Source organism: Enterococcus larvae (genome assembly GCF_017830045.1).
GTDB lineage: Bacteria > Bacillota > Bacilli > Lactobacillales > Enterococcaceae > Enterococcus_L > Enterococcus_L larvae.
In genome coordinates, this window is sequence record NZ_JAEDXU010000007.1 from 192,948 (window position 1) to 206,796 (window position 13,849).

9 protein-coding genes and 2 CRISPR repeat arrays are annotated in these 13,849 nt (G+C 38.9%); of the genes, 6 read left to right on the top strand and 3 right to left on the bottom strand.

Annotation, left to right across the window (positions count from 1 at the left end; genetic code table 11):
- Window positions 1-17: 17 nt before the first annotated feature.
- The gene (locus I6N96_RS13925; RefSeq protein WP_209558158.1) at window positions 18-950 is read left to right on the top strand and encodes an ROK family protein; all 933 of its coding nucleotides are present in this window, start codon (window positions 18-20) and stop codon (window positions 948-950) included.
- Between the two features lie 220 nt (window positions 951-1,170).
- On the opposite strand, the gene I6N96_RS13930 is transcribed toward I6N96_RS13925, so the two are convergent.
- The 3 genes from I6N96_RS13930 to I6N96_RS13940 form a co-directional block, all read right to left on the bottom strand.
- Complete coding sequence (locus I6N96_RS13930; protein ID WP_209558159.1) at window positions 1,171-1,836, bottom strand: MarR family winged helix-turn-helix transcriptional regulator; 666 nt, start codon at window positions 1,834-1,836, stop codon at window positions 1,171-1,173.
- 109 nt (window positions 1,837-1,945) lie between these two features.
- Entirely contained in the window at window positions 1,946-3,775 is a 1,830-nt protein-coding gene (locus I6N96_RS13935) for an ABC transporter ATP-binding protein (RefSeq protein ID WP_209558160.1), read from the bottom strand.
- Window positions 3,775-5,496, bottom strand: coding sequence for an ABC transporter ATP-binding protein (locus I6N96_RS13940; protein WP_209558161.1), 1,722 nt, complete (start codon window positions 5,494-5,496; stop codon window positions 3,775-3,777). Before I6N96_RS13940 ends, I6N96_RS13935 begins: the two co-directional genes overlap by 1 nt.
- Before the next feature lie 347 nt (window positions 5,497-5,843).
- Window positions 5,844-6,143: a CRISPR direct-repeat array (repeat unit 36 nt; unit sequence GTTTTAGAGCTATGCTGTTTTGAATGCTTCCAAAAC).
- A 650-nt stretch (window positions 6,144-6,793) separates the two neighbouring features.
- Between I6N96_RS13940 and cas9 the strand changes: the two genes are divergently transcribed.
- From cas9 to I6N96_RS13965, 5 genes are all read left to right on the top strand, one after another.
- Window positions 6,794-10,807: a type II CRISPR RNA-guided endonuclease Cas9 gene (gene cas9 / locus I6N96_RS13945; RefSeq protein ID WP_209558162.1), complete on the top strand. Its 4,014-nt coding sequence runs from the start codon at window positions 6,794-6,796 to the stop codon at window positions 10,805-10,807.
- Window positions 10,808-11,674 carry a type II CRISPR-associated endonuclease Cas1 gene (gene cas1, locus I6N96_RS13950; RefSeq protein WP_209558163.1) on the top strand — a complete coding sequence of 289 codons (867 nt, stop codon included), beginning with the start codon at window positions 10,808-10,810 and terminating at the stop codon, window positions 11,672-11,674.
- Window positions 11,671-12,012 (top strand): CRISPR-associated endonuclease Cas2, encoded by a 342-nt coding sequence (gene cas2, locus I6N96_RS13955; RefSeq protein WP_209558164.1) that lies wholly within the window; start codon window positions 11,671-11,673, stop codon window positions 12,010-12,012. Before cas1 ends, cas2 begins: the two co-directional genes overlap by 4 nt.
- Window positions 12,002-12,655 carry a type II-A CRISPR-associated protein Csn2 gene (gene csn2 / locus I6N96_RS13960; protein ID WP_209558217.1) on the top strand — a complete coding sequence of 218 codons (654 nt, stop codon included), beginning with the start codon at window positions 12,002-12,004 and terminating at the stop codon, window positions 12,653-12,655. Before cas2 ends, csn2 begins: the two co-directional genes overlap by 11 nt.
- Window positions 12,656-12,788: 133 nt before the next feature.
- A CRISPR array of direct repeats spans window positions 12,789-13,352; the repeat unit is 36 nt; unit sequence GTTTTAGAGCTATGCTGTTTTGAATGCTTCCAAAAC.
- A gap of 50 nt (window positions 13,353-13,402) precedes the next feature.
- Window positions 13,403-13,843 carry a GNAT family N-acetyltransferase gene (locus I6N96_RS13965; protein WP_209558165.1) on the top strand — a complete coding sequence of 147 codons (441 nt, stop codon included), beginning with the start codon at window positions 13,403-13,405 and terminating at the stop codon, window positions 13,841-13,843.
- Window positions 13,844-13,849 lie beyond the last annotated feature (6 nt).

Sequence of the window (13,849 nt, forward strand, 5' to 3'; positions counted from 1 at the left end):
TGAAAGTGGCTGATGTTATGTATGTAGGCTTTGATATTGGCGGAACCAATATTAAATATGGTGTGTTGGATGAAGCAGGAGAGATCATTGAAAAGGCAATGATCGAAACGAAGCAAAAGAAGGAAGAAATACTCAGTGAGCTGACAGAAATCGTTCAGCATTATAAAAAGGAGTATGCCATTGAAGGAATCGGCATCAGTGCGCCGGGAGTTATTCAGAAAAATGGCTTCATGACTACGGCAGGAGCGATCCATTCCTTGTATGAGATCAATTTAAAAGAAGAGATAGAAAGTCGAACAGGCTTGCCGACTGCAGTTGAAAATGATGCCAATGCAGCAGCGATCGCAGAAAAATGGATCGGTAATGCACAAGAGCTGGATAATTATCTTTGTATCGTCCTTGGGACAGGTGTTGGCGGAGGGATCGTAATCAACGGTCAGGTCTACCGCGGCGCTCATGGTATGGCGGGAGAATTCGGCTATATGATGATCGATGATTTACCGCCTTCCGGAAATATCGAAGCGGTGTCTCTAAACTGGCGGGGAGCTGTAGTTGGAGGGCTGTATCCTCAGTATAATAAGGCTTTGCGGAAAGAAGATCCAAATGCGTTAGTCATAAAAGACGCAAAAGTCATCATGGAACGAGCAAAGATTGGCGAGGCAACAGCGATAGCTGTCCTTGATCGCTATTATCAGGATCTTGCAGTAGGCTTGATCAACCTGATTGGTTCCTTTGATCCGGAAGCAATCCTGATAGGTGGAGGAATCAGTGCGAATGAAGAATTCATGCAGCAGCTGATTAGTAAAATCGATTTGCTGGAGGATCGTCACGAAAGCATTCGCTTTCTAAAAGACAAAACGATTGGTAAAATCCAACCGGCGAAATTAAGAAATGATGCGGGCATGATCGGGGCTGTGTATCAAGTGAAGCAATTGCCGGGATCGAAATAAAAAAAGGGCTGTGACATTAGTATGCCTAGCCCATTTAAAACCGAATAAACGGCGAGCCAAAAGCAGCTCCTTCTTGATTTTTGAAGTGTCCCGCTTTTGGCTCAGCCGTTTTTTTAGGCTATAAAGAGTCGATGTAGCTGTTAATGCGTTCACCGAACAGTGCCCAGATTATAATACTTAACATCGCCTTCATCCCTTTCAGTAAAAAATTCAATGTGCTTTATTCGTTGTCTTCGACAGGCTCATCTGAAAAGCCTTCAAACGGATGGTGATGACCTTCATGCGGATGGAAGGGTCTACGTCCCGGACCAAAGCCGGGGAAGCCTTTTCCACTAGTTCGTGGGTCAAAATCGGCCATTCCGTTCGGGCCAAATCCGCCTCGCCCACCACCACGATAGCCGCCAAATCCGAAGCCTCGACCATCAGGACGACCAGAGCGTCCGATATCTTCCGGCATTTCTGCTTCAACTGCTTTTGTCAGCTTGTCGATAATTGCGCTGAACTGATCTTGTTCTTCCTCGGTCAGTACATCGAAAATAGTTTCTTCTTCTGTCGCATTCATCTTGTCCGCTTCCTCAGCTCCGGTATCTGTAAGTTTTATGACCATCACACGTCGATCTTCTGCTGATGGTTCACGAGTGATAAAACCGGCTTTCTCCAGCTTTGTCAAAAGCTCTCCAAGAGATTGAGGACGCATATCTAATAAAAAGGTCATTTCCTTTTGTGTGATTTCCGGCTGCAGCTTCAAAATACTCAAAATTCTTCCTTGCCCTTTATGCGGGTTAGCGTGAGGACCTTGTTCTCTTCTCTTCCATGCAAAGTAACGGTGCAATAATCCTTCTAAGTACAAATATTTTTCTAAAAAAGTAGATTCGTATTCAGTCATCGAGAATTCCTCCTATTGATTGTGTTGAGATACCGTTCAGGTACCTTACAATTTTATATTATACAGGCACCTGTCTAATAAGTCAAGTACCTTACTAAAATTATTTTTCTTAGGCTGCACCTTGATATTGACTGTTATAGATGTCTTCATAAACGCCGGACATTTCCAATAGCTCACGATGTGTTCCTGTTTCTACTACATCACCTTGGTCCATCACAATGATTTCGTCTGCATCATAAATCGTTGACAGGCGATGGGCAATCACAAAGCTGGTTCTGCCTTTTAATAATTTTCGCATTGCTTTTTGGATCAACAATTCTGTACGAGTATCGACATTAGAAGTAGCTTCATCAAGAATCAAGATTTCCGGATCAGAGAGAAAGGCACGGGCAATGGTGATCAGTTGTTTTTGTCCTTGGGAGATATTGCTGATTTCTTCATTCAGCATCGTTTGATAGCCATCAGGTAGTTTTCGCACAAAGTCATCTACAAAAGCAGCCTTCGCTGCCGTGAATATTTGCTCATCTGTTGCGTTAGGATTACCGTAGCGGATATTATCATAGATTGTTCCAGAGAATAGCCAAGTTTCCTGTAAAACCATACCGATTTTATTATGGAGCTCTTCATGGCTTAGGTTACGGATATCTGTACCTTTGATTCGAATACTGCCGCCGGATATTTCATAGAACCGCTGAAGTAAATGAACCAGTGTTGTTTTCCCGGCACCGGTATGTCCGACAATAGCCGTCATATCTCCTTTATTGACTGCTAAAGAAAAATCCTTCATCACTAACTGGTCGGCAGCATAGCCAAACTGCACATGATCAAAGCGAACTTCGGCAGTATCTGTTGGGCGATCAGGAAAGGCTTCTTGGTCGTAGATTGCTCGTTCTTCAGCATCGATGACATCAAATACCCGCTCTGCAGAAGCAACAGTAGACAAAAGGCCGTTCCAGATCATGGAAAACTGGCTGATTGGTTGTGAGAACTGTGAAGAATACTGTAAAAATGCCTGTAGATTCCCAATCAAAATTCGACTGGCAGCGACTTGCCAAGCGCCGGCGGAAGCGATGATCACATAGAGAAAATTCTTCAAGAAAATCATTGCAGGCATCATTGAACCGCCAAAAAATTTGGATTTCCAGCCTGTTTCATACATCTCTTCATTCAGCTTTTGAAAATCAGTGATAGCTTCTTTTTGATTACTGAAGCTTTTGATTATCTCATGACCGTTGAAGGATTCTTCGATTTGTCCATTAAGGGCGCCCTGTGTTTTTAGGTAGGCACGAAAGTTCTGTTGAGTCCTAGGAGTCAATAGCTTAGTGACCAGTACACTGGCTGGTAAAATCAGACAGGCAAGTAATGTCAACTGCCAGCTGATTGTCAGCATCATCCAAATTGTTCCGACAAGTAGAATCACACTTGAAATCAATTGAACGATACTTTGCTGCAGCGTAGTCGCAATGTTGTCCATATCATTGATGGCAATCGACATCAAATTTCCGTTGGAATGCTTATCAAAATAAGAGCTGGACAACTGATTGATCTTCTTTTTCAAGTCATTTCGAAGTCGCTGTGTTGTTTTTTGAGAGGCGACAGTCATTGCAGTGGATTGCAGGGCATCGGTAATAAATTTTCCAAAGTAAAGGAGACCCACCGTTAACAGGGTTTGAGATAATCGTGCAAATTGGATTTGAGTACCGCTGCTGACATTTTGAAATATCAGGGTTGTTGCTTGCCCTAGCATTTGTGGACTCAGCACCTGCATGATTGTACCGCCGACCGCTAAAAGCAGTGCAGAGATCAAAAGCCATGTGCTGCCTTTGACATACCCCATGAGACGTACGATCGTTTTCCAAGGCTTCTTGGGTTTTTCAACCAATCCGCCATGACGCATACCGCCTCTATTCATTCCTTTACTGTTCATTGCTTTAGCCATTATGCAGCCGCTCCTTTCTCTTCTGTCTGGGACTGCATGATTTCCTGATAAACAGCATTTTCTGCTGCCAGCTCCTCATGTATTCCATAGCCGACAATTTTTCCTTCGTTCAATACCAGAATCCGACTGGCGTGTCTAACTGTAGCAATTCGCTGTGCGACAATGATTTTTGCTGCTTGATGAAAATTCAATTTTAAATTCTGCTGGATCAATGCATCTGTCTTGAAGTCCAATGCTGAAAAAGAATCATCGAATACATAAATGGCCGCTTCCTTTAAAAAGGCACGTGCTAAGCAGAGGCGTTGTTTTTGTCCGCCGGAAAAGTTGTCGCCGTTTTTTTCAACAGCTGTCTCCAGCCCGTTGGCAGCCTGAACAAAGTCAGTTGCTTTCGCCAGCTCTAACGCTTGCCAGACTTGTTCATCCGTTGCTTCTGGTTGTGCAATCAAAAGATTATCACGCACCGTACCAAAGAATAAGGTGTTTTTCTGCGGTACTAAACTGATTGCGTTTCGAAGCGCTTCTTCCTTTAGGTCATTGGTACTTTGCCCGAACAGCTTGATTTTTCCAGCTGTTACATCATAAAATCGGGACAATAAATTGACTAATGTCGTTTTTCCAGAACCTGTACTACCAATGATTGCCAATGATTCTCCTTGATTGACTGTGAATGAAATATCTTCGAACACATTTTTTTCTGCCCCTTCGTAGCGGAAGGAAACATGATCAAAAGCCAGCAGAGGAGTATCTGGATTTTGTGGTATTTCTTGTGAGCCGTCAGTCAATGCCAATGGTAAATCAAGAATTTCGTTGATTCGTCTTGCTGAAACCTGTCCTCTTGGGATCGAGGAGACAATATTGGTCAAAAGGGCAACACCCATCAGGATTTGGGAAGTATAGGCAATCACACCAATCAGTGTACCGATTTCCATCGATCCGCTATCAATGAAGCCTGCACCGAACCATGTGATTGCAATGGTTACCAAACTCATTGCCAAGGACATGAAGGGCATAAGAAAATTCAACATAGTGTTTGAACGAATTGAGACTTTCGTATACGCATCGTTTTCTGTTTTATATCGTTGGTATTCTGTTTCTTCTTTGTTGAAGGCATGGATGACCTTGATACCGGTAAGCCCCTCTTTGAAAATCCTATTCAGGTTATCAATACTTGTCTGCATTTTTTCGAAAAGCGGATTTGTAAAATGAAAAATCACAAAGGCGATTCCCAGAAGCAGAGGGACGACAATCAGGTAAGAGCTCGTTAGTGCCGGACTTAGGCGGAAGGATAAGTACATGCCGCCAATCAGATAGATTGGTGTCAATATCAGGAATTTCAGTCCCATTTCAACAAGTGACTGTACCTGCGTCACATCATTTGTATTTCTGGTGATCAGTGAAGAAGCACTAAAGCGATCAAACTCCACATTGGAAAATGCGGTGATCTTTTTATAGATTGCCTCACGCAAGTCATTCCCTAGCCGATAAGACACTTTTGCTGAAATATAAGTGTTTAAAAGTGCAGCAGCAAAGCTTGCGAGGGAGAAGCTTAACATGATTCCGCCAATCTGTAAAATTGCGCCCATATCGGCAGCTACCACCCCTTGATTGATCATTTTCGCTGTAAGTGTCGGGATATACAGATCACAGCCTGCTTGGATTAATAAGAAGACGATTGCTATAAGTGCTTTACTGATAGACATTCGTTTGATGATTTTTCCCATTGTCTTTCCTCCATCTTCTGATGCAGTAGTGAATCTTCTACATCCGTTTCTTTTTCATTTGATAAGGTACCTTACTCACGATAATATACAGGTACCTTCTGAAAAAGTCAAGTACCTTATTAAAAAAGATTCGGTACCTGTCTAAACAAAAGGGAAGAGGCTATCAAACTGTGAGACAGAAGAGGGAAGAGAAAAAAACTGAGGCCTCCCTTTTCTAACAAGGGACATGGTATAATAAGTAAGAGAGCTTTAAAAAAGTGAATAGTAAACAAGTATTCAAGACTGAAGTCTTGCTATGGACGAGTAGCGCGATTACGAAATTTTGGGGAAGTAAAATTTTCTGCGAGGTTTTAGAGCTATGCTGTTTTGAATGCTTCCAAAACCGTACAACGCAAATCGCCAAGCGATCGCACGTTTTAGAGCTATGCTGTTTTGAATGCTTCCAAAACGTATCAACCGAGTATATGACGAGTTTGACAGTTTTAGAGCTATGCTGTTTTGAATGCTTCCAAAACAATATACATAGTTTCCCCACCTAATCCGTTGTTTTAGAGCTATGCTGTTTTGAATGCTTCCAAAACATGGCAGGGAACCAGACCACAACAGCAACAGTTTTAGAGCTATGCTGTTTTGAATGCTTCCGAAATGTTACAATGCCCCCGTTATCTAACAGGGGTTTTAGAGTTTTATTGTTGTGAATATACTCTTATTTTCAAGGAATACAAGATTGTATATTGAGGGAAAGAAACGAAAAAAATTGAGATATTTTTATATCAATTTACTAAGCGATAATTTGGAATCGTATTGATTTTCCTACAAAAGAAGAGTTGTGGAGTTCAATAACAGAATATGTTATACCTTACAATTGTTAGACGTACAAGTCTGATGATTTTTTTTGTTTTTAAATGGTAAGAGGATAGGAAATGAATAATTGCATGTTGGAAGTAAATAATGATTTATCTTTATTGGTGACGGAAGTAAAGTTATGTTATTTAATGTTCTGTACTGTTTACATGATGAAGAAATAGCATTCGTATTGAGAGTGGAATATGATACAATAATTAGGTAGTATTTTGCATAAAGTAGTTGAAAGAAGCAACAAAAAAAGCGCCGAGACAGCGCTACTTAAAAAGTTGATTACGGACAAAGCCCTATTTTAACTTGCTATGTTGTTGTGAATGCTACCAACAATATTATTATATCAAACTATAAAAAATATACAATTACTGATTGAAAAATTGGTTGATCAGTTCATTTATGTTTCTTAAAAAGAAAGCGTTGACAAAAGGAGGAGAACATGAAAAATTATACGATTGGATTAGACATAGGAACAAATTCTGTTGGCTATGCTGTGTTGACAGAGGATTACAATTTGGTTCGCCGAAGAATGAAAATCAACGGAAATACTGAAAAGAAGAATGTGAAGAAAAACTTCTGGGGTGTTCGCCTTTTTGATGAGGGACAAACGGCAGCGGATAGACGAGGAAAACGAACGACCAGACGGAGACTTACTAGACGACGTAACCGTCTTGCTTATCTCCAAGAAATATTTACTGAGGAAATGGAGCAGGTTGATTCAAACTTTTTTCATCGGTTGGCAGATAGTTTTTTAGTAGCAAATGATAAATGCAATGACCGGCATCCAATTTTTGCTACGTTGGAAGAGGAAGTAGCTTATCATCAACAATTTCCGACAATCTATCATTTGCGAAAGGAATTAGCAGACTCTAATCAAAAAGCAGATTTGCGACTGGTCTATTTGGCAATCGCTCATATCATCAAATATCGTGGACATTTTTTGATTGAAGGGAATTTAAGTACCGAAAATTCTTCAGTTGAAGAAACATTCAAACAATTTTTACAACAGTATAATCAAACGTTTTCTTTACAGGCAAGTGGTGAACTAGTAAATCCTATTGATGAGAAGACCAATATTGGTACGACTTTTACTGAAAAAATGTCACGAGCCAGAAAAGCTGAATCAGTTTTAAAAATGTTCCCTGGCGAAAAATCAACTGGAACCTTTATGCAATTTCTAAAAATGATTGCTGGAAATCAAGGGAATTTCAAAAAAGTATTTAGTTTAGACGAGGAAGCAAAATTACAATTTCCCAAAGAGGACTATGATGAACTGGTAGAAAGTTTGTTGGCACAAGTAGGAGATGAGTATGCAGATGTATTTGGAGCAGCAAAAAATGTCTATGAAGCAGTAGAGTTATCGGGCATATTGACTGTTAATGATAAAAAAACGAAAGCTAAGCTTTCTGCCAGCATGATTGAGCGTTTTGAAGATCATAAGAAGGATTTGAAACAGTTTAAAAAATTTATTCGTAATGAACTTCCGGAACTATATCAGGACATGTTTAATAATGAAAAGGTAGACGGATATGCCGGCTATTTAGCAGGTAGAGGTTTGAAGCAAGAAGATTTCTATAAATATATTAAAAAGCATATTGAAAAGGTTGAAGGTGCAGAGTATTTCATTACTAAAATTGATCAAGAAAACTTTTTGCGAAAGCAACGAACATTTGATAATGGTGTGATACCGCATCAAATTCATTTAGATGAGTTGGAGGCGATTCTTCATCGTCAATCAGTCTACTATCCCTTTTTGAAAGAAAGCTTTTTGAAAATCAAAAGGATATTGACCTTTAGAATTCCTTACTATGTAGGACCTTTGGCAAAAGGAAATAGCAATTTTGCCTGGTTGACTCGAAAAAAAGAAGAGTCGATTACACCGTGGAATTTGGAGGAGGTTGTGGATTTAAGTCAGTCAGCAACTGATTTTATTGAAAAAATGACGAATACTGACCAGTATTTACCGACAGAGAAGGTATTGCCGAAACATAGCATGCTTTATGAGAAATATGCGGTTTATAATGAGCTGACCAAAGTCAGCTATACGGATGATAGAGGGATAGTACAGAACTTTTCAAGTCATGAAAAAGAAAAAATTGTTAAGGAATTGTTCAAGAAAAATCGAAAGGTCAATCGAAAGTTGCTTGAACTATTTCTAAGAAATGAATACAATGTTGAAAATCCGACCATTCAAGGTATTGAGAAAGCGTTTAATGCCAGCTATGGGACCTATCATGACTTTGTCAAATTGGGGGTGGAGCATGGGCTGCTTGATGCAACGGAAAACGAAGAGATGTTTGAAGAAATCATTAAGATATTAACTGTTTTTGAAGATCGCCAAATGATTCGTGAGCAACTAAACAATTATGCCGATAGATTGAGTAAAGAGGCTTTGAAAAAGCTTGAACGTCGTCATTACACTGGCTGGGGACGATTATCGGGAAAATTACTTCATGGTATTCGTGAGAAACAATCTCAAAAAACAATTCTAGATTATTTAATGGATGATGATGGTGCTTCTAAAAATATCAATAGGAATTTTATGCAGTTGATCAATGATAATAATTTATCCTTTAAAGAAGAAATTCGAAAAGCACAATCAGTCAATGATACAAAAGGTCTACATGAAATCGTTGATACACTTGCTGGAAGTCCTGCAATCAAAAAGGGAATTTTACAAAGTTTGAAAATCGTTGATGAATTGGTAGAAATTATGGGCTACGCTCCTCAAACCATTGTGGTGGAAATGGCACGAGAAAATCAAACGACTGCCAAAGGGAAAGGGAACTCTAAACCACGATACAAGGCATTGGAAGAAGCTATTAAGGATTTTGGAGGGAATGCTTTAAAGGATCACCCGACAGATAATAAAGAATTGCAAAATGATCGATTGTATTTATACTATCTTCAAAACGGTAAAGATATGTATACAGGAGAAGAATTGAATATCCATAATCTATCAAGCTATGATATCGATCACATTATTCCACAAAGTTTTACAACAGATAATTCACTTGATAATCGTGTACTGGTAAGCTCGTCTAAAAATCGTGGAAAATCTGATGATGTTCCAAGTCTTGAAGTTGTAAAAAGTATGAAAGGTTTTTGGGAGAGACTTCATCGTTCGAACTTGATCAGCGAGCGTAAATTAAATCGTTTAATCAAAGCAGAGAAGGGCGGTCTGACTGAAGAAGATAAGGCAGGCTTCATTCAACGTCAACTCGTAGAAACTCGCCAAATAACAAAAAATGTCGCAAGAATTTTGGACCAGCGTTATAATCCTGAAAAAGATGAAACAGGGAAGACAATAAGACATGTGCAGATCGTTACTTTGAAATCTGCCTTGACTAGCCAATTTCGTAAAGATTTCGGCATTTATAAGGTGCGTGAAATCAATGATTATCATCACGCCCATGATGCGTATCTAAATGGTGTTGTTGCCAATGCTTTACTGAAAGTATATCCAAAGCTTGCACCAGAATTTGTTTATGGTGATTATCGTAAGTTTAATTCGTATAAAGAAAACAAAGCGACAGCTAAAAAGCAATTCTATACCAATCTCATGAAATTTTTTACGAGAGACGAACCAATCATTGATGAAAATGGAGAAATTCTTTGGGATAAAAAAGCGATTGCTATGATTAAAAAAGTAATGGGCTATCAGCAAATGAATATAGTGAAGAAAACTGAGATACAGAAAGGCAGTTTTTCAAAGGAATCCATCTTACCTAAAGGAGAATCAGCGAAGCTCATTGCTCGAAAAAATGGATGGGATACAGCGAAATATGGTGGCTTTGACAGTCCGATCATTGCCTATTCAGTTGTCATTTTTCATGAAAAAGGTAAGAAAAAGAAACGAACGGAGAGCATTGTAGGTATCACTATCATGGAACAGAGAACCTTTGAGAAAGATCCAATAGAATATCTAAAAAATAAAGGATATCTAAATCCGCAAGTCTATCTAAAGTTACCTAAATATACGCTCTATGAGCTTGAAGATGGACGTCGTCGACTACTTGCCAGTGCAAGAGAGGCACAAAAAGGCAATCAGATGGTCTTACCTGATCATTTGGGAACATTGTTATACCATGCAAAACGATATGATGAAATAGAGGGTGTCAGTTCAGATTATATAGCAGCACATCGAACGGAATTCTCTGAACTGTTAGAACATGTAAAAACCTTTGCAGAAAAGTATACTTTAGCGGATAAGAACTTGCAGACAATCATTGCCTTATATGAAAAAAACAGCGAGGCTGACAGTAAAGAGCTGGCAGAATCTTTTATAAATCTTATGGTATTTAATGCAATGGGAGCACCGGCAGACTTCAAGTTTTTTGGTAAAACAATTCCAAGAAAACGATACACAAGCATTTCAGAAATATTGGATAGTACTGTGATTGATCAGTCCATTACCGGACTTTACGAAACTCATAGAAAGATGGGTGAGTAAATGGGGTGGCGTACAGTTATTGTTAACACACATTCAAAACTATCCTATAAAAATAATCATTTGATTTTCAAATCGATCAATCAGCATGAGATGATTCATTTATCAGAAATAGATGTTCTTTTACTAGAGACGACGGATATCACACTTACGACAATGTTAATCAAGCGCTTGGTCGATGAAAACATTTTAGTTCTTTTTTGTGATGATAAGCGGCTGCCGATTGGGAAATTATTGCCTTTTTATGGACGTCATGACAGCAGCCTGCAATTATCTAAACAGCTTTCCTGGTCCTCTGACAGAAAAGCTGTTGTGTGGACAGAGATTATTTCACAGAAAATTTTGAATCAAAGTGAACAGTTGAAGACGCAAGGACACAATGAGAAGGCTGAGGCGTTGCTCCATTTACATGATGGATTAGAGTCATTTGATCCAACCAATCGGGAAGGGCATGCAGCAAGGATTTATTTCAATAGACTTTTTGGAAATGGCTTCACTAGGGAAGAGGATAACGATATTAATGCAGGGCTGAACTACGGGTATACTTTGTTACTAAGTATATTTTCTAGAGAATTAGTTAAAACCGGATGTATGACCCAATTTGGTCTGAAGCATGCCAATCAATTTAATGATTTCAATCTGGCAAGTGATCTGATGGAGCCGTTTCGACCACTCGTTGACCAGATTATTTATGCAAAGCGTCAAGAACCATTTCCTTTGATGAAACGTGCACTGTTCGAGTTGTTTACCAATAACTACATGTATAACAAAAAGAAAATGTTTTTAACGAATATTGCTGGCGATTATACGAAAAAAATTGTGAAGGTATTGAATGAAGAGATGGAAGGAGTTCCTGAGTTTAGGATATGAGTTATCGTTATATGAGAATGATGTTGATGTTTGATATGCCGACAGAAACTGCTGATGACAGAAAAGCATATCGGCGTTTTCGCAAGTTTTTGTTAAGTGAGGGTTTCATTATGCACCAGTTTTCTGTATACAGTAAATTACTACTAAATGGAACAGCAAATCAAGCAATGATTGCGCGGTTGAAGCAGAACAATCCGAAAAAAGGATTGATTACGCTGTTAACAGTAACAGAAAAACAGTTTGCACGTATGCTCTATTTGAATGGAGAGCGGGATCAAAGCGCAGGGAATTCAGATGCTAGAGTTGTTTTTTTAGGAGAAAACTATGATGAAGCTTAATTTTGGATTACTGGATGAACCAATAGAAATAATGACAACTACAATGCTTGCTATTGAAGATGTTCAGGTTTTTGCAAATGTGATTAAATGGTTGTATCAATATGATGAACAAAGTGAATTAAAAGTATTCGATGAGAAATATAAAACAGCCAAAGCCTCTGAATTAATGATTGTCACAGATATATTGGGATATGATGTCAATTCATCTGCTGTCTTGAAGTTGATTTATGCGGATTTAGAAGAGCAGTTGAATGAAAAACCAGAAGTGAAATCGATGATTGATAAGTTGACTGCCACAATTAGTGAATTGATTGGCTATGAGTTATTGGAGCATGAACTTGATTTGGAAGAGGATGAGATTACTGTTCTGGAATTGTTCAAGGCTTTGGGAATCAAGATAGAAACACGAAGTGATACGATTTTTGAAAAGCTCATTGAAATTATTCAGGTGTATAAGTATCTGTCGAAGAAGAGATTGCTTGTATTTGTTAATGTCTGTGCATATCTTACGAATGAGGAGCTTGCAGAATTGAGTGATTATATCTCGTTGTCTACTGTAGACGTGTTGTTTGTAGAACCAAGGAGAGTCGATACATTGCCGCAGTATGTTTTGGACGAGGACTATTTTTTACATGTAAATTAAATGGTATAATAGAGGTAGTAAATTGACAATTGAATAAATAAAAACTCTTAATAAAGAGGCGTTCAAGACTGAAGTCTTGCTATGGACGAGTAGCGCGATTACGAAATCTTGGGGAAGTAAAATTTTCTGCGAGGTTTTAGAGCTATGCTGTTTTGAATGCTTCCAAAACCTTGTAGTCTTGATAGTCTTCTAGATAAGTGTTTTAGAGCTATGCTGTTTTGAATGCTTCCAAAACACTCCGTTTGCGAGAAAGACATCTTCAATTGTTTTAGAGCTATGCTGTTTTGAATGCTTCCAAAACATTAGGTAGCGCAATTAATCGACCGCTTAAGTTTTAGAGCTATGCTGTTTTGAATGCTTCCAAAACGCAAAATTAATAGTTTTTTTATCACCTGCTGTTTTAGAGCTATGCTGTTTTGAATGCTTCCAAAACCAATGCAAACGGGTCTATGGTTTTTGATACGTTTTAGAGCTATGCTGTTTTGAATGCTTCCAAAACTGAAGTATTGTGTGTTGCTGGATTTATGCAGTTTTAGAGCTATGCTGTTTTGAATGCTTCCAAAACGCTGACCTGAGTGCGCTCCTTGCTGTTGTTGTTTTAGAGCTATGCTGTTTTGAATGCTTCCAAAACCTGCTTTATATTTCTATTATATCACACGTAGTTTTAGAGCTATGCTGTTTTGAATGCCTACCAAGTTAAAGCATATGATTGTTGTTGCTAAGCCGGAAAGGTGGTATCTGAATCTAATGAAATCATTTACTTTCGTTATAAATAATACATCGTGGCAGCGTGCGGCCGCTCTTTTTGTTCGTATGAATGTGTTTGTGCTGGAAAGAAATATAGCAATCGAAGATGAGTTTGATGAGAATGATACAGATGGTACGACATATGCTGTCGCCTATAAAGACAATCTTCCTGTGGCAACTGCTAGATTTACACAGGTCAATGAGACTGCTGCGAAAATCACTCGGGTTGCAACGATGAAAGAATACAGAGGGTTTCATCTTGGCTCGAAGCTGATTCAACTAATGGAGGAGCATGCTGATTCTATGGGCGTGACGACGCTGGATATTCACTCGGAGTTAACGGCTGTTGAATTTTATAAGAAGTGTGGTTATGTGCTGTCTTCAGAAATTTATCTGGAGGACGGCGTTGAGTGTCAGACCTTGACCAAGCAATTGAAATAGAGTGTT